20 protein-coding genes and 1 other RNA gene are annotated in these 23,231 nt (G+C 60.3%); 18 read left to right on the top strand and 3 right to left on the bottom strand.

The features are described 5' to 3' along the window. Positions 1–92 precede the first annotated feature (92 nt). The 18 genes from rsmI (at position 93) to lpxC (ending at position 19,647) form a co-directional block, all read left to right on the top strand. Positions 93–965, top strand: coding sequence for a 16S rRNA (cytidine(1402)-2'-O)-methyltransferase (gene rsmI / locus AC1Z1G_RS22030; RefSeq protein ID WP_483622454.1), 873 nt, complete (start codon positions 93–95; stop codon positions 963–965). A 75-nt stretch (positions 966–1,040) separates the two neighbouring features. Continuing rightward, positions 1,041–1,394: RNase P RNA component class A (gene rnpB, locus AC1Z1G_RS22025), an RNA gene on the top strand. Between the two features lie 401 nt (positions 1,395–1,795). Beyond that, complete coding sequence (gene mraZ / locus AC1Z1G_RS22020) at positions 1,796–2,251, top strand: division/cell wall cluster transcriptional repressor MraZ (RefSeq protein WP_347901946.1); 456 nt, start codon at positions 1,796–1,798, stop codon at positions 2,249–2,251. After that, on the top strand, positions 2,248–3,195 hold the full coding sequence (rsmH, locus tag AC1Z1G_RS22015) for a 16S rRNA (cytosine(1402)-N(4))-methyltransferase RsmH (protein WP_483622453.1): 948 nt from the start codon (positions 2,248–2,250) through the stop codon (positions 3,193–3,195). Before mraZ ends, rsmH begins: the two co-directional genes overlap by 4 nt. Next, positions 3,192–3,485: a cell division protein FtsL gene (gene ftsL / locus AC1Z1G_RS22010; protein ID WP_483622452.1), complete on the top strand. Its 294-nt coding sequence runs from the start codon at positions 3,192–3,194 to the stop codon at positions 3,483–3,485. Before rsmH ends, ftsL begins: the two co-directional genes overlap by 4 nt. After that, positions 3,485–5,224: a peptidoglycan D,D-transpeptidase FtsI family protein gene (locus tag AC1Z1G_RS22005; RefSeq protein ID WP_483627959.1), complete on the top strand. Its 1,740-nt coding sequence runs from the start codon at positions 3,485–3,487 to the stop codon at positions 5,222–5,224. Before ftsL ends, AC1Z1G_RS22005 begins: the two co-directional genes overlap by 1 nt. Then, positions 5,224–6,687: a UDP-N-acetylmuramoyl-L-alanyl-D-glutamate--2,6-diaminopimelate ligase gene (locus AC1Z1G_RS22000; protein WP_483622451.1), complete on the top strand. Its 1,464-nt coding sequence runs from the start codon at positions 5,224–5,226 to the stop codon at positions 6,685–6,687. The genes AC1Z1G_RS22005 and AC1Z1G_RS22000 overlap by 1 nt, the downstream gene beginning before the upstream one ends. Continuing rightward, positions 6,680–8,047 carry a UDP-N-acetylmuramoyl-tripeptide--D-alanyl-D-alanine ligase gene (locus AC1Z1G_RS21995; protein WP_483622450.1) on the top strand — a complete coding sequence of 456 codons (1,368 nt, stop codon included), beginning with the start codon at positions 6,680–6,682 and terminating at the stop codon, positions 8,045–8,047. The genes AC1Z1G_RS22000 and AC1Z1G_RS21995 overlap by 8 nt, the downstream gene beginning before the upstream one ends. Then, entirely contained in the window at positions 8,047–9,129 is a 1,083-nt protein-coding gene (gene mraY / locus AC1Z1G_RS21990; RefSeq protein WP_347901942.1) for a phospho-N-acetylmuramoyl-pentapeptide-transferase, read from the top strand. The genes AC1Z1G_RS21995 and mraY overlap by 1 nt, the downstream gene beginning before the upstream one ends. A 5-nt stretch (positions 9,130–9,134) precedes the next feature. Then, positions 9,135–10,481 carry a UDP-N-acetylmuramoyl-L-alanine--D-glutamate ligase gene (murD, locus tag AC1Z1G_RS21985; protein ID WP_483622449.1) on the top strand — a complete coding sequence of 449 codons (1,347 nt, stop codon included), beginning with the start codon at positions 9,135–9,137 and terminating at the stop codon, positions 10,479–10,481. After that, complete coding sequence (ftsW, locus tag AC1Z1G_RS21980; RefSeq protein WP_483622448.1) at positions 10,478–11,695, top strand: putative lipid II flippase FtsW; 1,218 nt, start codon at positions 10,478–10,480, stop codon at positions 11,693–11,695. The genes murD and ftsW overlap by 4 nt, the downstream gene beginning before the upstream one ends. After that, entirely contained in the window at positions 11,685–12,755 is a 1,071-nt protein-coding gene (murG, locus tag AC1Z1G_RS21975) for an undecaprenyldiphospho-muramoylpentapeptide beta-N-acetylglucosaminyltransferase (protein ID WP_483622447.1), read from the top strand. The genes ftsW and murG overlap by 11 nt, the downstream gene beginning before the upstream one ends. A 13-nt stretch (positions 12,756–12,768) precedes the next feature. Continuing rightward, positions 12,769–14,208 (top strand): UDP-N-acetylmuramate--L-alanine ligase, encoded by a 1,440-nt coding sequence (gene murC / locus AC1Z1G_RS21970; RefSeq protein ID WP_483627957.1) that lies wholly within the window; start codon positions 12,769–12,771, stop codon positions 14,206–14,208. Next, complete coding sequence (locus AC1Z1G_RS21965; protein ID WP_483622446.1) at positions 14,205–15,185, top strand: D-alanine--D-alanine ligase; 981 nt, start codon at positions 14,205–14,207, stop codon at positions 15,183–15,185. The genes murC and AC1Z1G_RS21965 overlap by 4 nt, the downstream gene beginning before the upstream one ends. Before the next feature lie 4 nt (positions 15,186–15,189). Further along, the gene (locus AC1Z1G_RS21960) at positions 15,190–16,056 is read left to right on the top strand and encodes a cell division protein FtsQ/DivIB (RefSeq protein WP_347901938.1); all 867 of its coding nucleotides are present in this window, start codon (positions 15,190–15,192) and stop codon (positions 16,054–16,056) included. A gap of 13 nt (positions 16,057–16,069) precedes the next feature. Next, complete coding sequence (gene ftsA / locus AC1Z1G_RS21955) at positions 16,070–17,329, top strand: cell division protein FtsA (RefSeq protein ID WP_347901937.1); 1,260 nt, start codon at positions 16,070–16,072, stop codon at positions 17,327–17,329. 106 nt (positions 17,330–17,435) lie between these two features. Then, complete coding sequence (gene ftsZ / locus AC1Z1G_RS21950; RefSeq protein WP_483622445.1) at positions 17,436–18,623, top strand: cell division protein FtsZ; 1,188 nt, start codon at positions 17,436–17,438, stop codon at positions 18,621–18,623. A gap of 112 nt (positions 18,624–18,735) precedes the next feature. Beyond that, complete coding sequence (lpxC, locus tag AC1Z1G_RS21945) at positions 18,736–19,647, top strand: UDP-3-O-acyl-N-acetylglucosamine deacetylase (protein WP_347901935.1); 912 nt, start codon at positions 18,736–18,738, stop codon at positions 19,645–19,647. A 166-nt stretch (positions 19,648–19,813) separates the two neighbouring features. Here the strand turns inward: lpxC and AC1Z1G_RS21940 are convergent, their stop codons facing one another. The 3 genes from AC1Z1G_RS21940 to AC1Z1G_RS21930 all read right to left on the bottom strand — a co-directional run bounded on the left by AC1Z1G_RS21940 (position 19,814) and on the right by AC1Z1G_RS21930 (position 23,226). Continuing rightward, positions 19,814–21,328: a sensor domain-containing diguanylate cyclase gene (locus tag AC1Z1G_RS21940; protein WP_483622444.1), complete on the bottom strand. Its 1,515-nt coding sequence runs from the start codon at positions 21,326–21,328 to the stop codon at positions 19,814–19,816. Between the two features lie 161 nt (positions 21,329–21,489). Next, complete coding sequence (locus tag AC1Z1G_RS21935; RefSeq protein WP_483627956.1) at positions 21,490–22,770, bottom strand: OprD family porin; 1,281 nt, start codon at positions 22,768–22,770, stop codon at positions 21,490–21,492. A gap of 231 nt (positions 22,771–23,001) precedes the next feature. Then, the gene (locus AC1Z1G_RS21930) at positions 23,002–23,226 is read right to left on the bottom strand and encodes a hypothetical protein (protein ID WP_483622443.1); all 225 of its coding nucleotides are present in this window, start codon (positions 23,224–23,226) and stop codon (positions 23,002–23,004) included. Between the last annotated feature and the right edge of the window lie 5 nt (positions 23,227–23,231).

Below are 23,231 nucleotides of genomic sequence, written 5' to 3'. Positions count from 1 at the left end.
AGAAAAGCCTGCGTCGCAAGATTTCTGCCACACGCATTCAAAGTGCTTCTACGCGCTACAATGCCGGTTTTACCGATCATGAGGTGTGCGTTTTGACTGCTCCAGGTGCTTTGAATTCCGCTGCTGGCTCGCTTTATGTGGTGGCGACGCCCATCGGCAACCTGGACGACATCAGTGCGCGGGCACTGAAGATCTTGCGCGAGGTGGCGTTGATCGCCGCTGAAGATACCCGTCATTCGTTGCGTTTGTTGCAACACTTCGGGATCACCACTGCGCTGGCGGCGTGCCATGAGCACAATGAACGCGATGAAGGCAGTCGCTTTATCACGCGTTTGCTGGCCGGTGACAATGTCGCGTTGATCTCCGATGCCGGCACGCCGCTGATTTCCGATCCGGGTTATCACCTGGTGCGTCAGGCGCGCGCGGCCGGCATCAGTGTGGTGCCGGTGCCGGGTGCGTGCGCGTTGATCGCCGCGCTGTCGGCGGCGGGCCTGCCCTCGGACCGGTTTATTTTCGAGGGTTTCTTGCCGGCCAAAGCGGTGGGGCGTCGGGCGCGTCTGGAGGCTATAAAGGAAGAGCCGCGCACGCTGATCTTCTATGAGGCGCCGCACCGGATTCTTGAATGCCTGCAAGATATGGAACTGGTGTTCGGTCCTGAGCGTCCGGCCTTGCTGGCGCGTGAGCTGACCAAAACCTTCGAAACGCTTAAAGGACTGCCATTGGCTGAGCTGCGCGGGTTTGTCGAAGCCGACAGCAATCAGCAGCGCGGCGAGTGTGTGGTCCTGGTGGCTGGCTGGACGGCGCCGGAAACCGAGGATGCGGTCAGTAGCGAGGCGATGCGCATTTTGAATCTGCTGCTTGAAGAGATGCCGCTCAAGCGTGCGGCGGCGCTGGCAGCGCAAATCACTGGCGAGCGCAAGAATGTGCTGTATCAGGTAGCACTGGAAAAACAAAAAACCGAGTAAAAACGCGGGTTGTAGAGCGGCAAAAGGCTTTTAGCGCTTGTTCTTCGGCCGCTCTGCCGTTAACCTTCGCGGCGGAGAGTCGATCGGACAGTCGCTGCCCTCTATGAAAATTAGGGGGGGGAGGAAAGTCCGGGCTCCATAGGGCGAAGTGCCAGGTAATGCCTGGGAGGCGTGAGCCTACGGAAAGTGCCACAGAAAATAACCGCCTAAGCGCTTCGGCGCCGGTAAGGGTGAAAAGGTGCGGTAAGAGCGCACCGCACGTCTGGCAACAGTTCGTGGCTAGGTAAACCCCACTTGGAGCAAGACCAAATAGGGTCCCAAGGCGTGGCCCGCGCTGGGACCGGGTAGGTTGCTAAAGGTGTCCAGTGATGGCCATCGTAGACGAATGACTGTTCAAGACAGAACCCGGCTTACAGATCGACTCTCCACCTTTTTTCGCGTCTGCTGAGTCATCGGCAGCAGCACCGGTAATACTGATTGGCCACCTGCTTGATCTCAAGGCAGTGGCACCGAGATAGTGGCCATTTCCCTCCCTGCTTGAATCACTAGCAGAAGCGCTTTTGTAATACCGAAAAAATCTTACTCTTAACAAATTACTTTAACTTCTGAGTCTAGCTTTCTGAGTGGATTGAAGTTATTGGGCAAAATCCTCCGCCAAATTCTCGTTACCCCTCCTCTTACGCTCCTAAATCTCCGTTCTGTAAGGGTTTTCCTTTAATCCGTGCCTTGACGGTGCAGTGGGCGCATTCCTATAGTGTGCGCAAGTGGCGGAAAGTGGCATGAAGTGGGTTTTTTGAGCTCAAAACGCTAATATTTGGAGAAACGCAGACGTGTTTCGCGGAGCCAACGCTATCAGTCTCGATGCAAAAGGCCGACTCGCCATGCCGAGCCGGTATCGTGACGAGCTCGTTTCGCGAAGTTCCGGGCAATTGATCGTCACGATCGATGCCGTTGATCCCTGTTTATGTGTTTACCCGCTCGATGAGTGGGAGCTGATTGAAACCAAACTGCGCGCACTGCCTTCGCTTCGCGAAGAAAACCGCCGTTTGCAGCGTTTGCTGATTGGTAATGCCGTCGACCTCGAGCTCGACGGCAGTGGTCGTTTTCTGGTTCCACCCCGTCTGCGCGACTATGCCAAGTTGGATAAGCACGCGATGTTGGTAGGCCAACTGAACAAGTTCCAATTGTGGGACGAGGATGCCTGGAACGCGGTTTCTGCTGCGGACCTGGCTGCTATTCAACAACCGGGCGCCATGCCTGATGAACTGCGTGATTTGATCCTGTGACTATTGATAGCGGCTTTAACCACATCACCGTACTGCTTGACGAAGCCGTCGAGGCTCTCGCTGTACGCCCTGATGGTTGCTATCTGGATGGCACATTCGGGCGCGGCGGACATAGCCGCCTGATACTCAGCCAGCTCGGTCCCGATGGACGGTTGCTGGGGTTCGATAAAGATCCCCAAGCGATTGCCACCGGGCAAACGCTAGCGGCCGAAGACGGCCGCTTTGTCGTTGTGCAGCGCAGCTTTGCCGAGCTGGGTTCGGAAGTAGCCGAGCGTGGTCTGGCCGGTAAAGTCAGCGGCGTTTTGCTCGATCTGGGCGTGTCTTCGCCACAGCTCGACGACCCTGAGCGCGGTTTCAGTTTTCTCAATGACGGCCCGTTGGACATGCGCATGGACCCGTCCCGCGGGATCAGCGCTGCCGAATTCGTCAACACCGCCCCCGTCGAAGAAATTGCCCGTGTGTTCAAGGAATACGGCGAGGAGCGTTTCTCCGGTCGTATGGCGCGCGCGGTGGCCGAACGTCGTGATATCAAACCGTTCGAGCGTACGGGCGACCTGGCGGAAGTCCTGAAAGTTGCGAACCCGGCGTGGGAGAAGGGCAAGAACCCGGCGACCCGTGCGTTCCAGGGGCTGCGCATTCACGTCAACAACGAACTGGGTGATCTTGAGGCCGGCCTCGAAGCCGCGCTGGAATCCCTTGAAGTGGGCGGGCGTCTGGTGGTGATCAGCTTTCACTCGCTGGAAGACCGTATCGTCAAACTGTTCATGCGCAAACTGGTCAAGGGTGAAGCCGACAACCTGCCGCGCAACCTGCCGGTGCGACACGTCGCCTTCGAACCCAAAATCAAAGTCCATGGCAAAGCGCGGACGGCCTCCGACGCCGAACTCAAAGCCAACCCTCGTTCCCGTAGCGCCGTCATGCGTGTCGCGGAGAAGCTGCGGTGAGCAAGCTTTTCGCCAAGCCACTTCCAGGCGGAAGCTTTTTCATGCTTTTGCTGTTCGTCGGCATATTGGTGTCCGCGATTGCGGTGTCTTACAGCGCCCACTGGAACCGTCAGTTGCTGAATGCGCTGTATGGCGAATTAAGCGTGCGCGACAAGGCGCAAGCCGAATGGGGCCGGTTGATTCTTGAGCAAAGCACCTGGACCGCGCACAGCCGTATCGAAGTGCTGGCGAGCGAACAATTGAAGATGCACATCCCGGGCGCGGCAGAAGTCCGCATGGTGGCGCCATGATGAAACTCGAGGGCGCCCTCTTTCCCTGGCGATTCCGTGTGGTGTTGGGGCTGCTGGCACTGATGGTCAGCGCGATCGCCTGGCGTATTATCGACCTGCAAGTGGTCGACCGCGATTTCCTCATCGGTCAGGGCGATGCGCGCAGTCTTCGCCATATCCCCATTCCGGCTCACCGTGGTTTGATCACCGACCGCAACGGCGAGCCGTTGGCCGTGAGTACTCCGGTGACTACGCTGTGGGCCAACGCCAAGGAAATGCAACTGGCCAAGGACAAGTGGCCGGCCTTGGCCGTTGCGTTGGGGCAGGACCCGAAGGCGCTGACCGAGCGTCTTGAGGCTCAGGCCAACAAAGAATTCATTTACCTGGTGCGCGGGTTGACCCCCGAGCAGGGCCAGGTCGTGCTCGACCTTAAAGTGCCTGGCGTTTATGGCATTGAAGAATTCCGGCGCTTTTACCCGGCCGGTGAGGTCACCGCCCACATGGTCGGTTTTACCGACATTGATGACCGTGGTCGGGAAGGCGTCGAATTGGCCTATGACGAATGGCTGGCCGGAGTCGCCGGCAAACGTCAGGTCATCAAGGACCGCCGCGGCAGACTCATTAAAGATATACAGGTCACCAAAAACGCCAAGGCCGGCAAGCCCTTGGCGTTGTCGATTGACCTGCGCCTGCAATACCTGGCCAACCGCGAGCTGCGCAACGCCATCGTCGAAAACGGCGCCAAGGCTGGCAGCCTGGTGATCATGGACGTGAAGACCGGCGAGATTCTCGCCATGGTCAACCAGCCAACCTATAACCCGAACAACCGTCGCAACCTGCAACCGGCAATGATGCGTAACCGCGCCATGATCGACGTGTTCGAGCCGGGCTCGACCATGAAAGCGATCTCCATGAGCGCGGCACTGGAAACCGGCCGCTGGAAACCGAGCGATACCGTCGAGGTTTATCCGGGCACCCTGCAACTGGGCAAATACACCATTCGTGACGTCTCCAAGACCGAAGGGCCGGTGCTCGACCTGACCGGCATTCTGATCAACTCCAGTAACGTGGGCATGAGTAAGGTTGCCTTCGATATTGGCGGTGAAACCATTTTCCGCCTGGCGCAGAAAATAGGCCTCGGCCAGGACACCGGCCTGGGGTTCCCGGGTGAACGCGTCGGTAACCTGCCCAACTATCGCGAGTGGCGCAAAGCCGAGACAGCCACGTTGTCGTATGGCTACGGCCTCTCGGTGACCGCCATTCAGTTGGTCCACGCTTTCTCGGCGCTGGCCAACAACGGTCGCATCGCGCCGCTGACCCTGATCAAGACCGACAAGACTGCGCAAACCACCCAGGTGATTCCGGAGAAGGTCGCGAAAACCATGCAGGGCATGTTGCAGCAAGTGATCGAGGCCCCGCGTGGCGTATTCCGTGCCCAAGTGCCGGCTTACCATGTGGCCGGCAAGTCCGGTACTGCACGTAAAACGTCGGTGGGCACCAAAGGCTACGCCGAGAACTCCTACCGCTCGCTGTTCGCCGGTTTCGGCCCGATGAGTGATCCGCGTTATGCCATCGTGGTGGTCATCGATGAGCCGAGCAAGGCAGGCTACTTCGGTGGTCTGGTCTCTGCGCCGGTGTTCAGCAAAGTGATGTCCGGCACCCTGCGCCTGATGAACATCACCCCGGACAACCTGCCGCCGACCCAGCAAGCCAACGCAGCACCGGTCATTCCCGTTAAAGCCAATGGAGGGCGTGGCTGATGTCTCTGAGCCTGAACAAGATTTTCGCCCACGCGGGTCGTGATCTGCTGATTCGCGAACTGACCCTGGACAGCCGCAATGTGCGGGCTGGCGATCTGTTCCTCGCTGTGCCTGGCGGAAAACTCGATGGCCGCGCGCACATCGCCGATGCCTTGCAGCGTGGCGCAGCCGCCGTGGCTTACGAAGTCGAAGGCGCGACCGTGCTGCCGATTACCGACGTGCCGCTGATCCCGGTCAAGGGGCTGGCCGCGCAACTGTCGGACATTGCCGGGCGCTTTTACGGCGACCCGAGCCGCCACCTGAATCTGGTCGGTGTGACCGGCACCAACGGCAAAACCAGCGTGACCCAATTGGTTGCGCAGGCACTGGACCTGCTGGGACAGCACTGCGGCATCGTCGGCACCTTGGGCACCGGTTTTTACGGTGCGCTGCAAAGTGGCCTGCACACCACGCCCAACCCGATTGCGGTGCAAGCTACCCTTGGCGACCTGAAAAAGGCTGGCGCCAAAGCCGTGGCCATGGAAGTGTCGTCCCATGGCCTGGATCAGGGGCGCGTCACCGCGCTGGCCTTCGATGTGGCGGTGCTGACCAATCTTTCCCGCGATCACCTGGACTACCACGGCACCATGCAGGCCTACGGCGAAGCCAAGGCCAAGCTGTTTGACTGGAGTGACCTCAAGTGCCGGGTGATCAACCTGGACGACGAGTTCGGTCGCCAGTTGGCCGCTGAAAAACGCGAGTCCCGACTGATTACCTACAGCCTGGAAGATGCCAGCGCTTACCTGTATTGCCGTGAGGCTCAATTCGACGACGAAGGCGTGCGCGCCACACTGGTTACGCCTCAAGGCGAGCACCATTTGCGCAGCACCCTGCTGGGTCGCTTCAACCTGAGCAATGTGTTGGCGGCTGTCGGTGCCTTGCTGGGGCTGGACTACGCGCTGGATGAGATCCTGCGCGTGCTGCCGAAACTTGAAGGCCCTGCCGGTCGCATGCAGCGTCTGGGCGGCGGCTCTCAGCCGCTGGTGGTGGTCGATTACGCCCACACCCCGGATGCGCTGGAAAAAGTCCTGACCGCGCTGCGCCCGCACGCCAAGGGCAAATTGCTCTGCCTGTTCGGGTGTGGCGGTGATCGCGACCGTGGCAAGCGCCCGTTGATGGCTGAAGTGGTGGAACGTCTGGCCGATGGTGTGCTGGTCACCGACGACAACCCGCGCACCGAAGACCCGGCACGAATTTTCGACGACATCCGCGCCGGTTTCACGGCTGTGGATAACATTCGTTTCGTCGCTGGCCGTGGCCAGGCGATCGCCCAGTTGATCGCCGGTGCCTCGGCGGATGACGTGATCGTCCTCGCGGGCAAAGGTCACGAGGACTATCAGGAGATCAGCGGCAAACGCCATGATTTCTCCGACCTGGTGGAGGCCGATCGTGCCTTGGCCGCGTGGGAGGTGGCCCATGCTTAAGGCCTTGTTGCTGAGTGACGTGGCCGGTCCGTTGGCCGGTCGTGTGCTCGCCGCCGATAGCCGTTTCGAGGGAGTGAGCATCGACAGCCGGGCAATCAAGCCGGGCCAGTTGTTTGTCGCCCTGACCGGGCCGCGTTTCGATGGTCATGACTACCTGAACGAGGTGGCTGCCAAAGGTGCGGTCGCAGCCCTGGTCGAGCGTGAAGTGGCAAACACCACCCTGCCTCAGTTGCTGGTCAAGGACACCCGTCAGGCCCTGGGCGAACTGGGCGCGCTGAACCGTGCGGCCTATTCGAATCCAGTCGCGGCGATCACCGGCTCCAGCGGCAAGACCACCGTCAAGGAAATGCTCGCGAGCATCCTGCGCACGCGCGGGCCAGTGCTGGCGACCCGTGGCAACCTGAACAACGACCTCGGCGTGCCGTTGACACTGCTCGAACTGGCGGCCGAACACGCGGCTGCCGTCATCGAGCTTGGCGCTTCTCGGATCGGCGAGATTGCCTACACCGTGGGCATGACCAAGCCGCATGTCGCCGTGATCAACAATGCCGGGACCGCTCACGTGGGCGAGTTCGGCGGGCCGGAAAAAATCGTTGAAGCCAAGGGCGAGATTCTCGAAGGGCTGGATGCCGATGGCGTCGCTGTTCTGAACCTTGATGACAAGGCCTTCGCGATCTGGAAAACCCGAGCGGGCGGTCGTCAGGTATTGAGTTTTGCCCTGAGCAACAGTGCGGCCGATTTCCATGCCAGCGACCTGGGTCGCGATGCGCGTGGCTGCCCGTCCTTCAAATTGCACAGCCCGCTGGGCGTCGAGCACGTTCAACTGAACCTGCTGGGTAACCACAACGTGGCGAATGCCTTGGCCGCCGCGGCTGCCGCTCATGCCTTGGGCGTGACGTTGTTCGGCATCGTCGCGGGCCTGAATGCCGTGCAACCAGTCAAGGGGCGTGCCGTTGCCCAGTTGGCGACCAGCGGCCTGCGTGTAATTGATGACACTTACAACGCGAACCCCACCTCAATGTGTGCCGCCGTTGATATACTCGCCGGCTTTTCCGGCCGCACCGTCCTGGTGCTCGGAGATATCGGCGAGTTGGGCGAGTGGGCGGAGCAGGGGCACCGCGAAGTGGGCGAGTACGCCCGCGGCAAGGTTTCCGCGCTTTACGCTGTTGGTCCGATGATGGCGCATGCCGTCGCGGCCTTCGGTGAGCACGCACATCACTTCGCCAATCAGGCTGATCTGATCGCGGCGCTGGGCGCCGAGCACGCAACAAACACCACTATTTTGATCAAGGGCTCGCGCAGCGCGGCGATGGAAAACGTCGTTGCGGCTCTGTGCGGTTCGAGCGGGGAGAAACATTAATGCTGCTGCTGCTAGCGGAGTATCTGCAACAGTTCTACAAAGGCTTCGCGGTCTTCCAGTACCTGACCCTGCGCGGGATTCTTGGCGTACTGACCGCGTTGTCGTTGTCGCTGTGCCTGGGGCCGTGGATGATCCGCACCCTGCAGAATCGTCAGATCGGTCAGTCGGTGCGTAACGACGGTCCGCAATCGCACCTTTCCAAGTCGGGTACCCCGACCATGGGCGGCGCGCTGATTCTTTCCGCCATCGGCGTCAGTACCTTGCTTTGGGCAGACCTGCACAACCGCTACGTGTGGGTGGTGTTGCTGGTAACCCTGTTGTTCGGCGCCATTGGCTGGGTCGACGACTACCGCAAAGTGATCGAGAAAAACTCCCGTGGCCTTCCGAGCCGCTGGAAGTACTTCTGGCAGTCGGTGTTCGGTCTCGGCGCGGCTATCTTCCTGTACATGACCGCACAAACCCCGGCCGAAACCACGCTGATCCTGCCGATGCTCAAGGATTACAGCATTCCGCTGGGCCTGGGCTTCATCGTCCTGACCTACTTCGTGATCGTCGGCACCAGCAATGCGGTCAACCTGACCGACGGCCTCGACGGTCTGGCGATCATGCCGACCGTGATGGTCGGCGGCGCACTGGGGATCTTCTGCTACCTGTCGGGTAACGTGAAATTCGCTGAGTACCTGCTGATTCCCTACGTACCGGGCGCGGGCGAGTTGATCGTCTTCTGCGGTGCATTGATCGGCGCGGGTCTGGGGTTCCTCTGGTTCAACACCTACCCGGCCCAAGTCTTCATGGGCGACGTCGGCGCACTGGCGCTGGGTGCGGCCCTGGGCACCATTGCAGTGATCGTTCGTCAGGAAATCGTTCTGTTCATCATGGGCGGCGTGTTCGTGATGGAGACCCTGTCAGTGGTCATTCAGGTTGCCTCCTTTAAGCTGACCGGTCGCCGTGTGTTCCGCATGGCACCGATTCACCACCACTTTGAACTCAAGGGCTGGCCCGAGCCGCGCGTGATCGTCCGTTTCTGGATCATCACCGTGATTCTCGTGTTGGTCGGCCTTGCCACCCTGAAGCTGAGGTAGAACGAGTGTCTCTGATCGCTTCTGACCACTTCCGCATCGTTGTCGGCCTCGGCAAGAGCGGCATGTCCCTGGTTCGCTTCCTGGCGAACCGGGGCGTGTCCTTTGCCGTCGCCGATACGCGGGAAAATCCGCCGGAGCTGGTTACGCTGCGCCGCGATTACCCGCACGTGGAAGTGCGTTGTGGCGACCTGGACGTCGATTTCCTTTGCCGCGCCGACGAGCTCTACGTGAGCCCCGGCCTGGCCCTGGCGACACCGGCCCTGCAAGCGGCCGCGGCCCGTGGCGTGAAACTGTCCGGTGACATCGAGCTGTTCGCGCGTAACGCGAAGGCACCGATCATTGCCATCAGCGGCTCCAACGCGAAAAGCACCGTGACCACCCTGGTCGGCGAAATGGCCGCTGCGGCGGGCAAGCGTGTCGCCGTGGGCGGTAACCTCGGTACGCCGGCGCTGGACCTGCTCAGCGATGACGTCGAGCTGTACGTGATGGAACTTTCGAGCTTCCAGCTCGAAACCACCGATCAGCTTGGCGCTGAAGTGGCCACCGTGCTCAACGTCAGCGAAGACCACATGGACCGTTACAGCGGTCTGCCGGCCTATCACTTGGCCAAGCACCGGATTTTCCGGGGGGCGAAGCAAGTGGTGGTCAATCGTCAGGATGCCTTGAGCCGTCCGCTGATGAGCGAAGGCCTGCCGTGCTGGACCTTCGGCTTGAGCAAGCCGGATTTCAAGGCCTTTGGTCTGCGTGAAGAAAACGGCGAGAAGTACCTGGCCTTCGAGTTCCAGAACCTGATGCCGGTGCGCGAGTTGAAAATTCGCGGTTCCCACAACCAGTCCAATGCCCTGGCGGCGCTGGCATTGGGGCACGCCGTTGGCCTGCCGTTCGACGCCATGCTCTCGAGCCTGCGTACTTTTGCCGGGCTTGAACACCGCTGTCAGTGGGTTCGCGACCTGGACGGCGTCAGCTACTACAACGATTCCAAAGCCACCAACGTCGGCGCCGCACTGGCCGCCATCGAAGGCCTGGGCGCGGACATCGACGGCAAACTCGTGCTGATCGCTGGTGGTGATGGCAAGGGTGCCGAGTTCAAGGATCTGCGTGATCCGGTTGCGGCCAACTGCCGCGCCGTGGTGTTGATGGGCCGTGATTCCGGGTTGATTGGCCAGGCCATCGGCGATGCCGTGCCGCTGATTCACGTCAACTCCTTGAATGAAGCGGTCGAGCAATGCCGGGCCATCGCTCAGCCGGGCGATGCCGTGTTGCTGTCGCCAGCGTGCGCCAGTTTCGACATGTTCAAGAACTACGAAGAACGTGGTCACCAGTTCGTCCGCGCAGTGGAGGATCTGGCATGAGCCTGAGAAACATCATCAAGCCGTATCCTTCGCCGCTCATCACCGGGCGTGGCATTGACCTCGATTTCCCGATGCTCGCGGGCTGTCTGGCATTGCTCGGCCTGGGGCTGGTCATGATTGCATCGGCCTCGACCGAAGTGGCGGCGGCGCAGTCGGGCAGTGCGCTGTACTACATGATTCGCCACCTTATCTACATCGTGCTGGGCCTGGGCGCCTGCGTTGTCACCATGATGATTCCGATCGCCACCTGGCAACGCCTGGGCTGGCTGATGCTGATTGGTGCGTTCGGTTTGCTGGTGATGGTGATCATTCCGGGCATCGGCCGTGAAGTGAACGGTTCGATGCGCTGGATCGGCTTCAGTTTCTTTAACGTCCAGCCTTCCGAGATCGCCAAGGTGTTCGTGGTGATCTACCTCGCCGGTTATCTGGTGCGTCGCCAGAAAGAAGTGCGCGAAAGCTGGATGGGCTTCTTCAAGCCGTTCATTGTTCTGCTGCCGATGGCGGGTCTGTTGCTGATGGAACCGGACTTCGGTGCCACCGTCGTGATGATGGGGGCTGCTGCGGCGATGCTGTTCCTCGGTGGAGTGGGGCTGTTCCGGTTTTCCTTGATGGTTGTCCTGGCGGTTGCGGCGGTGGTGTTGTTGATTCAGGTGCAGCCGTATCGAATGGCGCGTTTGACCAACTTTGCGGATCCGTGGGCGGACCAGTTCGGTGCCGGCTATCAGTTGTCTCAAGCGTTGATCGCTTTTGGTCGCGGAGAGTGGCTGGGTGTCGGCCTGGGCAACAGCGTGCAGAAACAGTTTTACCTGCCGGAAGCTCACACCGACTTCGTGTTCTCGGTCCTGGCCGAAGAGCTGGGTGCCGTGGGTTCTTTGTGCACGGTAGCGCTGTTCGTTTTTGTCTGTATTCGTGGCATGTACATCGGTTATTGGGCCGAGAAAGCCAAGCAATTCTTCGCCGCCTACATCGCGTACGGCTTGTCATTCCTGTGGATCGGCCAGTTCCTGATCAACATCGGGGTGAACGTCGGTTTGCTGCCGACCAAAGGGCTGACCTTGCCGTTCCTCAGTTACGGCGGCAGCTCCCTGGTAATCTGCTCTGCGTGCCTGGGCCTGTTGTTGCGAATCGAGTGGGAAAGTCGAACTCACCTGGGCAGCGAAGAGATGGAATTCAAGGAAAGCGACTTTGCCGAGGAGCCACCCCATGGGCGCTAACGTGCTGATCATGGCCGGTGGCACCGGTGGCCACGTGTTCCCGGCGCTGGCCTGTGCCCGCGAGTTTCAGGCGCGCGGTTACACCGTGCACTGGCTCGGGACCCCGCGTGGCATCGAAAACGAACTGGTTCCGGCGGCGGGTCTGCCGCTGCACCGGATCAACGCCAGCGGTCTGCGCGGCAAGAGCAAGCTGTCGCTGCTCAAGGCGCCGTTCATGCTGCTCAAGTCGATCTGGCAGGCGCGGGCGGTCATCCGTCAGTTGAAGCCTGTTTGCGTGCTGGGCTTTGGCGGTTACGTGACCGGCCCTGGCGGGGTGGCTGCGAAATTGACGGGCGTGCCGGTGATTGTTCATGAGCAGAACGCCGTGGCCGGTACCGCTAATCGGTTGCTGGTGCCGTTGGCCGCCCGAGTCTGTGAAGCGTTCCCCGACACCTTTACCCTGTCGGACGGTCGGCGTACCACCGGTAATCCGGTGCGCACCGAGCTGTTCCTCGAGACACCGCGTCAGGCCCTGGCCGGACGCAAGGCGCGTTTGCTGATCCTGGGCGGAAGCCTGGGCGCAGAGCCGTTGAACAAGTTGCTGCCTGAAGCCCTGTCGCTCGTCGCCCCAGACTTGCGCCCGGAGGTGTTTCATCAGGCCGGCAAACACCACGATGAAGTGACTGCCGAGCGTTACCGCGCTGCGGGTGTCGAGGCGCAGGTGCAGCCTTTCATCAAAGACATGGCCCACGCCTATGGCTGGGCCGACCTGGTGGTTTGTCGCGCAGGCGCGCTGACCGTCAGTGAACTGGCCGCCGCCGGTCTGCCCTCGTTGCTGGTGCCTTTGCCCCATGCGATCGACGATCACCAGACCCGCAACGCCGATTATTTGGCACACGAGGGCGCTGCCTTCCTGATGCCGCAAAGAACGACTGGCGCAGCGGATCTCGCTGCACGCCTGACAGAGGTCTTGATGCAGCCACAACGACTCAACGATATGGCTGGCGCCGCGCGCCGTCTCGCCAAACCCGATGCCACCCGTGATGTGGTCGATATCTGCCTGGAGGTGGCCCGTGGTTGAGAATCAGAAAGCCATGCCACAACCGGAAATGCGCCGCATCCGCCGCATCCACTTCGTCGGCATTGGCGGCGTGGGCATGTGCGGGATTGCCGAAGTGTTGTTGAACCTGGGCTATCAAGTCTCCGGCTCCGACCTGAAAGCGTCGCCGGTGACCGAACGTCTCGAATCGTTCGGCGCACAGATTTTCATCGGCCACCGCGCCGAGAACGCTGCGGCCGCTGATGTTCTGGTGGTGTCGAGCGCCGTGAACACCTCGAACCCGGAAGTCGCGACCGCCCTTGAGCGCCGCATTCCGGTGGTGCCACGGGCTGAAATGCTGGCTGAGCTGATGCGCTACCGCCATGGCATCGCTGTGGCCGGTACTCACGGCAAAACCACCACCACCAGCCTGATTGCTTCGGTGTTCGCGGCCGGTGGCCTGGATCCGACATTCGTGATCGGTGGACGTTTGAATGCTGCTGGCACCAATGCACAGCTGGGCACCAGCCGTTACCTGATCGCTGAAGCCGACGAAAGCGATGCAAGTTTCCTGCACTTGCAGCCGCTGGTGGCCGTGGTGACCAACATCGACGCCGACCACATGGCGACCTACGACGGCGACTTCAACAAACTGAAGAAAACCTTCGTCGAATTCCTGCACAACCTGCCGTTCTACGGTTTGGCCGTGATGTGCCTGGACGACCCGGTCGTGCGCGAAATCCTGCCACTGGTCAAGCGTCCGACCGTGACCTACGGCTTCAGCGAAGACGCTGACGTGCGTGCGATCAATGTTCGCCAGCAGGGCATGCAGACCTTCTTCACCGTGCTGCGTCCTGACCGCGAACCGCTGGATGTGTCGGTGAACATGCCGGGCAACCACAACGTGCTCAATTCCCTGGCCACCATCTGCATCGCCTCCGACGAGGGCGTCAGCGATGAAGCCATCGTTCAGGGCCTGTCGGGCTTCCAGGGTGTGGGTCGACGCTTCCAGGTCTACGGCGAGCTGCCAGTCGAAGGCGGCAACGTGATGCTGGTGGACGACTACGGTCACCACCCGACCGAAGTCGCTGCGGTGATCAAAGCCGTGCGCGGTGGTTGGCCGGAGCGCCGTCTGGTGATGGTCTACCAGCCGCACCGTTACAGTCGCACCCGCGACCTGTACGACGATTTCGTCAATGTATTGGCCGACGCCAACGTGCTGTTGCTGATGGAAGTCTACCCGGCCGGCGAAGAGCCGATTCCCGGTGCCGACAGCCGCAAGCTGTGCAACAGCATCCGCCAGCGCGGTCAGTTGGACCCGATCTACATCGAACGCGGCGTTGACCTGGCGCCTGTGGTCAAGCCGCTGCTGCGTGCCGGCGACATCCTGCTGTGCCAGGGCGCCGGAGACATCGGTGGTCTTGCGCCGAAACTGTTGAAAAGTCCGTTGTTCGCGGGCGCCGTTGCGGCTGCCGGCCCGGAGAAATTGAAATGACTGCTGCCTACGCCAATCTGTTCTCGACGATTGCCCCGAAAGACTTCGGTCGTGTCGCTGTGCTGTTCGGCGGTAAAAGCGCCGAACGTGAGGTATCGCTGAAATCCGGCAACGCGGTGCTTGAAGCCCTGCAAAGTGCGGGCGTGGATGCGTTCGGTATCGATGTCGGCGACGACTTCCTGCAGCGTTTGCTGAACGAGAAGATCGATCGCGCGTTCATCATTCTCCACGGCCGTGGCGGTGAAGACGGCAGCATGCAAGGCCTGCTCGAGTGCCTGGGCATTCCGTACACCGGCAGCGGCATCCTCGCGTCGGCACTGGCGATGGACAAGCTGCGGACCAAACAGGTCTGGCACACCCTGGGTATTCCGACGCCACGTCATGCGGTACTGAGCAGCGAAGCCGACTGTATTTTGGCGGCGACGGAACTGGGCTTCCCTTTGATCGTCAAACCGGCCCATGAAGGTTCCAGTATCGGTATGGCCAAAGTGTCCAGCGCGTCTGAACTGATCGACGCCTGGAAAGCGGCCAGTACCTACGATTCGCAAGTGTTGGTCGAGCAATGGATTCAAGGTCCGGAGTTCACCATCGCCACCCTGCGTGACCAGGTGTTGCCGCCGATTGCCTTGGGCACACCGCACACGTTCTACGACTACGACGCCAAGTACCTGGCCTCCGATACCCAGTACCGGATTCCTTGTGGCCTGGACAGCGCCAAAGAACAAGAACTCATGGACCTCACGGCGAAAGCCTGTGAGGCGCTGGGTATCGCCGGTTGGGGACGGGCTGACGTGATGCAGGACGCCGAAGGGCGGTTCTGGTTCCTGGAAGTCAACACCGCACCGGGTATGACCGACCACAGTCTGGTCCCAATGGCAGCACGCGCCGCCGGTCTGGATTTCCAACAGTTGGTGTTGGCGATCCTGGCGGCCAGTGTTGGCAGCAGCGCTGCCGGTAACAAAGAGCCGCGAGGGTAAGTCCATGCAAGGCCACCAGCTACGTCATCAGCCACCCGCACCCGGCCGCAAGCCGGTGCCGCGGGGTGCCAGCCGGATGGTGGCCAAAGAGCCGATGTCGGTGCGCCTGCCGAAAGCCAATTTTGGTTTTCTCAAAGCCTTGTTCTGGCCCGTGCTGCTGGTTGCCCTTGGGTTCGGTACTTATGAAGGCGCGCAGCGGTTGCTGCCCTACGCCGACCGGCCGATCACCAAGATCAACGTGCAGGGCGACCTGAGCTACATCAGCCAGCAAGCGGTGCAGCAGCGGATCGCCCCGTACGTGGCGGCGAGCTTCTTCACCATTGATCTGGCAAGCATGCGTACCGAGCTGGAGCAGATGCCATGGATCGCTCATGCCGAAGTACGGCGCGTGTGGCCGGACCAGGTGGTGATTCGCCTGGAAGAGCAATTGCCCGTGGCCCGTTGGGGCGACGAAGCGTTGCTGAACAACCAGGGCCAGGCGTTCACGCCGCGTGAGTTGGCCAACTACGAACACCTGCCTCAACTGTTCGGGCCTCAACGGGCACAGCAACAAGTGATGCAGCAGTACCAGGTGTTGAGCCAGATGTTGCGCCCGATGGGCTTCTCGATTGCACGCCTGGAACTGCGTGAACGGGGCAGTTGGTTCCTGACCACTGGCGCCGGTAGCGCAGGCCCCGGGATCGAACTGCTGCTGGGACGCGGTGCCCTGGTAGAAAAGATGCGCCGCTTCATTGCCATTTATGACAAGACGCTCAAAGAACAGATTACGAACATCGCGCGCATCGACCTGCGTTATGCCAACGGCCTCGCCGTCGGCTGGCGGGAACCTGTAGCGCCCACGACGGCCCAACCCGCCGTCGCGAAGAATTAAGAGAGGCAGGACCATGGCAAACGTGCAAAGCGGCAAAATGATCGTCGGTCTGGATATCGGCACCTCCAAGGTAGTGGCGCTGGTAGGCGAGGTTTCGGACGACGGCACGCTGGAAATCGTCGGGATCGGCACCCACCCCTCGCGTGGCCTGAAGAAGGGCGTGGTGGTGAACATCGAATCCACAGTGCAATCGATCCAGCGCGCCATCGAAGAAGCGCAACTGATGGCCGGTTGCCGGATCCACTCGGCGTTCGTTGGCGTGGCGGGCAATCACATCCGCAGCCTGAACTCCCACGGCATCGTCGCGATCCGCGATCGCGAAGTCAGCTCGGCTGACCTTGAGCGCGTCCTCGACGCGGCCCAGGCCGTTGCGATCCCGGCTGACCAGCGGGTTCTGCACACCCTGCCGCAGGACTACGTGATCGACAACCAGGAAGGCGTTCGTGAACCCCTGGGCATGTCCGGCGTGCGTCTGGAAGCCAAGGTTCACGTCGTGACATGCGCGGTGAACGCGGCACAGAACATTGAAAAATGCGTGCGTCGCTGCGGTCTGGAAATCGATGACATCATTCTTGAACAACTGGCTTCCGCGTACTCGGTGCTGACCGATGACGAGAAAGAACTGGGTGTTTGCCTGGTGGACATCGGTGGCGGCACCACCGACATCGCGATCTTCACCGAAGGCGCGATCCGTCACACCGCCGTGATCCCGATTGCGGGCGACCAGGTGACCAACGACATCGCCATGGCGTTGCGCACTCCGACCCAGTACGCCGAAGAAATCAAGATTCGTTACGCCTGCGCGCTGGCCAAACTGGCCGGTGCCGGTGAAACCATCAAGGTTCCAAGCGTTGGTGATCGTCCGCCACGCGAGCTGTCCCGCCAGGCCTTGGCCGAAGTGGTCGAGCCGCGTTACGACGAACTGTTCACGCTGATCCAGGCCGAACTGCGTCGCAGCGGCTACGAAGACTTGATCCCGGCCGGCATCGTGCTGACTGGCGGTACATCGAAAATGGAAGGCGCGGTCGAACTGGCCGAAGAGATTTTCCACATGCCGGTGCGCCTGGGCGTGCCGCATGGCGTCAAGGGGCTGGACGACGTGGTGCGCAACCCGATTTATTCCACCGGCGTTGGCTTGCTGATGTACGGCCTGCAAAAGCAGTCCGACGGGACGTCCTTCTCGGGCATCGGCAGCCGCGACAGTTACAGCAACGAAGAACCTAAAGCCGCCTTGCTCGACCGTATCAAGAGCTGGGTTCAGGGCAACTTCTAAAGATTTACCGCAATACAGCAGCAAGCAGGTTTCAAGCGGCAGGCAACAAGCAGTAGGCAGTAGGCGCAGTAGGCGAAAAAACTAGAGAAATGAAAGGAGAGGGAAAATGTTCGAACTCGTAGACAACATCCCCGCAAGCCCGGTTATTAAAGTTATCGGTGTTGGCGGTGGCGGCGGTAACGCCGTGAATCACATGGTCAAGAGCAACATTGAAGGCGTTGAGTTCATCTGCGCCAACACTGATGCCCAGGCGCTGAAAAGCATCGGCGCGCGGACCATCCTGCAACTGGGCACAGCCGTTACCAAAGGGCTGGGCGCGGGCGCGAACCCGGAAGTCGGTCGTCAGGCCGCTCTGGAAGACCGCGAGCGTATTGCCGAAGTGCTGCAGGGCACCAACATGGTGTTCATCACCACGGGCATGGGCGGTGGTACCGGTACCGGTGCTGCGCCGATCATTGCCGAAGTGGCCAAGGAAATGGGGATCCTCACCGTTGCGGTGGTGACCCGTCCATTCCCGTTCGAAGGTCGCAAGCGCATGCAGATTGCCGATGAAGGCATCCGTCTGCTGTCTGAAAGCGTCGACTCGTTGATCACCATCCCCAACGAGAAGCTGCTGACCATCCTGGGTAAAGACGCCAGCCTTCTGTCGGCTTTTGCCAAGGCTGACGATGTACTGGCCGGTGCCGTTCGCGGTATCTCCGACATCATCAAGCGTCCGGGCATGATCAACGTCGACTTCGCGGACGTGCGTACCGTGATGAGCGAAATGGGCATGGCGATGATGGGCACTGGCTGCGCCAGCGGTCCGAACCGTGCACGCGAAGCAACGGAAGCGGCCATCCGCAACCCGCTGCTCGAAGACGTGAACCTGCAAGGTGCACGCGGCATCCTGGTGAACATCACCGCCGGTCCTGACCTGTCCCTGGGTGAGTACTCCGACGTGGGTAGCATCATCGAAGCCTTTGCTTCCGAGCACGCCATGGTCAAGGTCGGTACTGTTATCGATCCGGACATGCGCGACGAACTGCATGTGACCGTGGTTGCCACGGGCCTGGGCGCAAAAATCGAGAAGCCTGTGAAGGTCATCGACAATACCGTTCATACCTCCATGGCTGCTCAGGCGCCAGCCCCTGCTCGTCAGGAACTGCCGTCGGTCAACTACCGTGACCTGGACCGTCCAACTGTAATGCGCAATCAGGCTCAGGCCGGTGCAGCAGCAGCGGCGAAGCTGAATCCGCAAGATGATCTGGACTACCTGGACATCCCGGCTTTCCTGCGTCGCCAGGCCGATTGATGAAATGTATCAGGGGTATTAGGGTGATTGGTGTTCAGCAAAGGTCTGGTCTGCTATCATCGCCAGCCTTTGTTGATACCAGTTCGCAATTTGCGCTGAAGCGGCCCATGCCATGATTAAACAACGCACCCTGAAGAATATTATCCGTGCCACAGGTGTAGGCCTGCATTCCGGGGAGAAGGTTTACCTGACTCTCAAGCCTGCGCCTGTCGACACTGGCATTGTGTTTTGTCGTGCCGACCTCGACCCTGTGGTGCAGATTCCTGCTCGCGCGGAAAACGTTGGTGAAACCACTATGTCGACCACACTGGTCAACGGTGACACCAAAGTGGATACGGTGGAGCACTTGCTCTCGGCCATGGCTGGCCTGGGCATCGATAACGCCTACGTCGAGCTCTCCGCGTCCGAAGTCCCGATCATGGATGGTAGCGCTGGACCTTTCGTATTCCTGATTCAATCGGCTGGCCTGGAAGAACAGGACGCAGCCAAGAAGTTCATCCGCATCCTGCGTGAAGTGACAGTGGAAGACGGCGACAAGCGCGCCACTTTCGTCCCTTTCGAAGGATTCAAAGTGAGCTTCGAGATCGATTTCGATCACCCGGTGTTTCGCGACCGCACCCAAAGTGCCAGCGTGGATTTTTCCAGTACTTCGTTCGTAAAAGAAGTCAGCCGCGCCCGTACCTTTGGTTTCATGAGTGATATCGAGTACCTGCGCAAGCACAACCTCGCACTCGGCGGCAGCGTCGAAAACGCCATTGTGGTCGACGCGGATGGTGTACTGAACGAAGACGGCCTTCGCTATGAAGACGAATTCGTGAAGCACAAGATCCTCGATGCCATTGGTGACCTCTACCTGCTGGGCAACAGCCTGATAGGTGAGTTCAAAGGCTTCAAGTCGGGGCATGCACTGAACAACCAGCTTCTGCGCAAATTGATTGAGCAGAAAGATGCGTGGGAAGTCGTGACCTTCGAAGACGCCAGCACTGCGCCGATCTCTTACATGCGTCCGGTTGCGGCCGTGTAAGCATTACTCTCTTTCTTTAGTTTTTAAAGGCTGCCTTCGGGTGGCCTTTTTTTATGACCTGTATAACGAGGTAGCCTGCGTTTTTTGGGCGCCTGTTGGGGCCTCATCGCGGGTAAGTCGGATCGCCGCACCGCTTGCTCCTGCGCGCGGCGTGGCTTTGGGTGCGTCAAACCCGTTCGCCAGCTGCCACCACCCGGTTACGCCCGGTGTGCTTGGCGCGGTACAGCGCTTTGTCAGCCTCGAGCATCAACGCTTCAAGACTCTCACCGGGTTTACCCGCCCACGTGCCGAGCCCGATGCTGACGGTGATCGGTGACGTGTCACCGTCGACCGGCGGCAACTGCTCGACGGCAGCGCGGATGTTCTCGGCGATACGCAGTGCGCCGAGGTGATCGGTTTCGGCCAGGACCACACAAAACTCCTCGCCGCCATACCGTGCCAGCAGGTCGGCCGGGCGGCGGATACTCTGGCTGATGACCTGGGCGACATTGCGCAGGGCGTCATCGCCGACCTGATGACCATGGCGGTCATTGAACGCCTTGAAGTGGTCGGCATCGATCATCAATACCGACAGTGGCTTGCTGGAGCGCTGTGCGCGGGACCATTCACGGCTCAGTGCCTGATCCAGTGCGCGGCGGTTGGCCACGCCGGTCAATGCGTCGGTGGCTGCCAGTTGGGCCAGTTCCCGCTCGGCCTGCTGACGCAGCCGCAGTTCGCGGCACAGTAACCAGGTCAGCCACAACAGGCCGAGGCACAGCACGCCGGTTGCGCCGCTGATCAGGATTGCAGTCCGCCGCCACGCGGCGAACACCTCTTCGGTGGACAGTGCAACGCTGACGGTCAGGGGCAGGTTGCCGACACGTGAAAAGGTGTACAGGCGATTTTTTTGGTCGATGCTCGAGACACTGGTGAAGCTGCCAGTGCCCTCGCGCATGATGCGCACGACGTTGGGTCGGCTGCCGAAGTTCTGGCCGATGGCTGCATTGTTCAAGATGGGTTTCTGCGCCAGCAGGATGCCGTCGCTGTTGAGCACGTTGAGGGTACTGTCGCGCCCGATGTCCAGGCTGTTGAACAGTTCGTCGAAGTACGCCAGGTGCATGGAAGCAACGGCGACGCCGAGAAACTCGCCGGTCGAGGAGGAGATACGGCGGCTGAAACTGATGCGCCAGAGGTCTCGATCATCGCAGTTGCAACGCGGCTTGAACGGGCGACTGATGAACATCCCGGTGTCTTTGTTGACGGTATGGGCAAGAAAGTAATCGCGGTCGGCGAAGTTGCCGGGTTTGGGGTCTACCCGCGACGAGTCGGCAATGACATTGCCGTGCTTGTCCAGCAACAGGAAGTCGCCCCGGAAGCGGGCGGTACTGGCGCGGTCGAACAGCACCAGATGGCGGATCTGTGGCGAAACCTTTTGCAGGTCGTCACGCATGGAGGCGGTAATCAGGCCTTGCAGCGCCAGGTCGTAGAGTTCGACGTTGCGCAGCACATCGGCATCGATCAGTTGCACGATGTTGGTCGCGCCACGGGTTGCCGACTGTTTGGCGTTGGCGTGTTCGCGGATCAACAAAAAAGTGACGATGCTGAGGATGGCGATAACGGTCAGCGAGCTGCCGAGGATCAGCATGAATTCGGGGCGTCCGGTCTTGATCGGAACCTCGAGGGGGGTGCGGCTCACAGTCATGGTTCTGATTTCTGCTGGAGGGACGGTATAAGCGTAGTGCCCGAACAGAGGGGGCAGCGTCGCAGCTATCAGTTCATTGATGCGTGTTCATATGATGAGAATGTATAAATCCGGGACACAAAAAAGGCCAGCGAAAGATGCTGGCCTTTTGATGGGGGTGCTTAGAACACATCCATCGGGTAGTCGACGATCACCCGATACTCGTCGGTGTCCTGATCAAGCGTGCCGTAGCCGTTGCCGCCACGGTTGGTCGCCCATTGCAGGCGCACCGCCAGATCCTTGGCTGCGCCACCCTGAACCACGTACTTGAGGTCCAGGTCTCGCTCCCAGTGTTTGGCGTGCTCGCCGTTCTGGTTGTACCAGGAGGCATAACCACGGCTGTGCGGATCGACCTTGCTCAGGTCCAGTTCGCCACGCGAGTACGACACGGCCGAGGTCAGGCCCGGGAAGCCAAGACCGGCGAAGTCGTAGGCGTACTTGAGCTTCCAGGAGCGCTCGTTCGGGCCGTTGAAGTCCGAGTACTGCTGCGAGTTGTCGAGGTAGATGCTGTCGCCCTGGCTGATGTAGTCGAACGGCGTGTTGCCATTCACCCGCTGGTACGCGGCTGTCACGCTGTGGTTACCCACGCCGACGGTGAAGTGCAGGCTGTAGGTGTTGTTGTCGATCTTGCCCAGCAGCGAATCGCCGGTGTCCTGGGTGTGATAGTAATGCAGGCCAGGGTTCAGGCTGACCAGCTCGTTGACCGCATAGGTGTAGTCGAGGTCATAGTAGTACTGGTTCCAGATATTCTTGAGTTCGGACGCATATAGGCTGCTGGTCAGCCCCGGCAAGCCGCTCCAGGCCACGCCGGTCCAGTTCAGGTGCTGGCTTTCGTCGCCGTCCGCCAGTTTGCCGTAGGACGTGCCGATGCGCTGACGGCCGCTTTCGTTGTACGGCTTGGTGAAACTGGCCTGGCCGCCTTCGATCATCCAGCCGTCGAAGCTGTGGTTGGTCAGGCTGACGCCACGAAAGGTCTGCGGCAACATGCGGCTCATGCCACCGGCAATCACCGGGTTGTTGAGGAACAGGTCGCCGGCCTTCAGCTCGGTGTCGAAGGCACGCATTTTCAGGGTGCCGCCCGCGCTCGAAAACGAGCCTGGGGCTTTGCCGTTACCGCTGCCGACCGGCAGGATGCTCGAGCCGTCGGTGCCGCCACCGCCGTCGAGTTTGAGCCCGAGCATGGCGTTGGCGTCAACGCCGAAACCGACCGTGCCCTGGGTGTAACCGGATTCGAAAATCCCGATGAAGCCCTGGCCCCATTCGATGTTGTCGTCGGTCCGCTGCTGGCGGTTGCGATTCATGTAGTAGTTGCGCGCGGTCAGCTTGAGGCTTGCGTCGTCAACGAAACCTTCGCTGTTTGAGGTTTCTGCCGCTTGGGTACTGGCAGCCATCATTGCGGTCATTGCAATGAACAACGGGCTGAGTTTTAAAGTGATACTCACGTGGGGTACAGCTCCTTGGGTTTATAACAAACTTTATTCTTTTAACTGGACGGTGTTTCTTGTTAGAGAAAACGAGTAACCCGATGTGTTTTACACAACGAAAAAAAGCCGCTGACAGCAGCGGCTTTGAAGACAACTTCACCAGGGAAAGAGCCTCGTGAAGTGTCGAGGGAAACTAAGGGGTGTGGCGGATCAGCTGTCTTTTTCAACCTGGGGTTGAGCGTGATTGACGGATGTTTGCTGGGGTTGCACAGCATTTTGCGCCTTGGCGGTCAGTTCAGCCTGGGACTTTTCGAAGGCGTCGGCCCGCGCGGCGTTTTGCGCGATAAAGGCAGGCGACTCTTCGGCCATGGCGAACGGTGACATCAACAAGGAAGACAAAACAAAAGCGCTGGCAATACCCATACTGTTGGACATGTTCA

The sequence above is a fragment of the Pseudomonas sp. JL27(2026) genome, from assembly GCF_056933555.1.
Note: the sequence above shows the minus strand (reverse complement) of the source record. Positions and strands in the feature narration are given on the sequence as shown.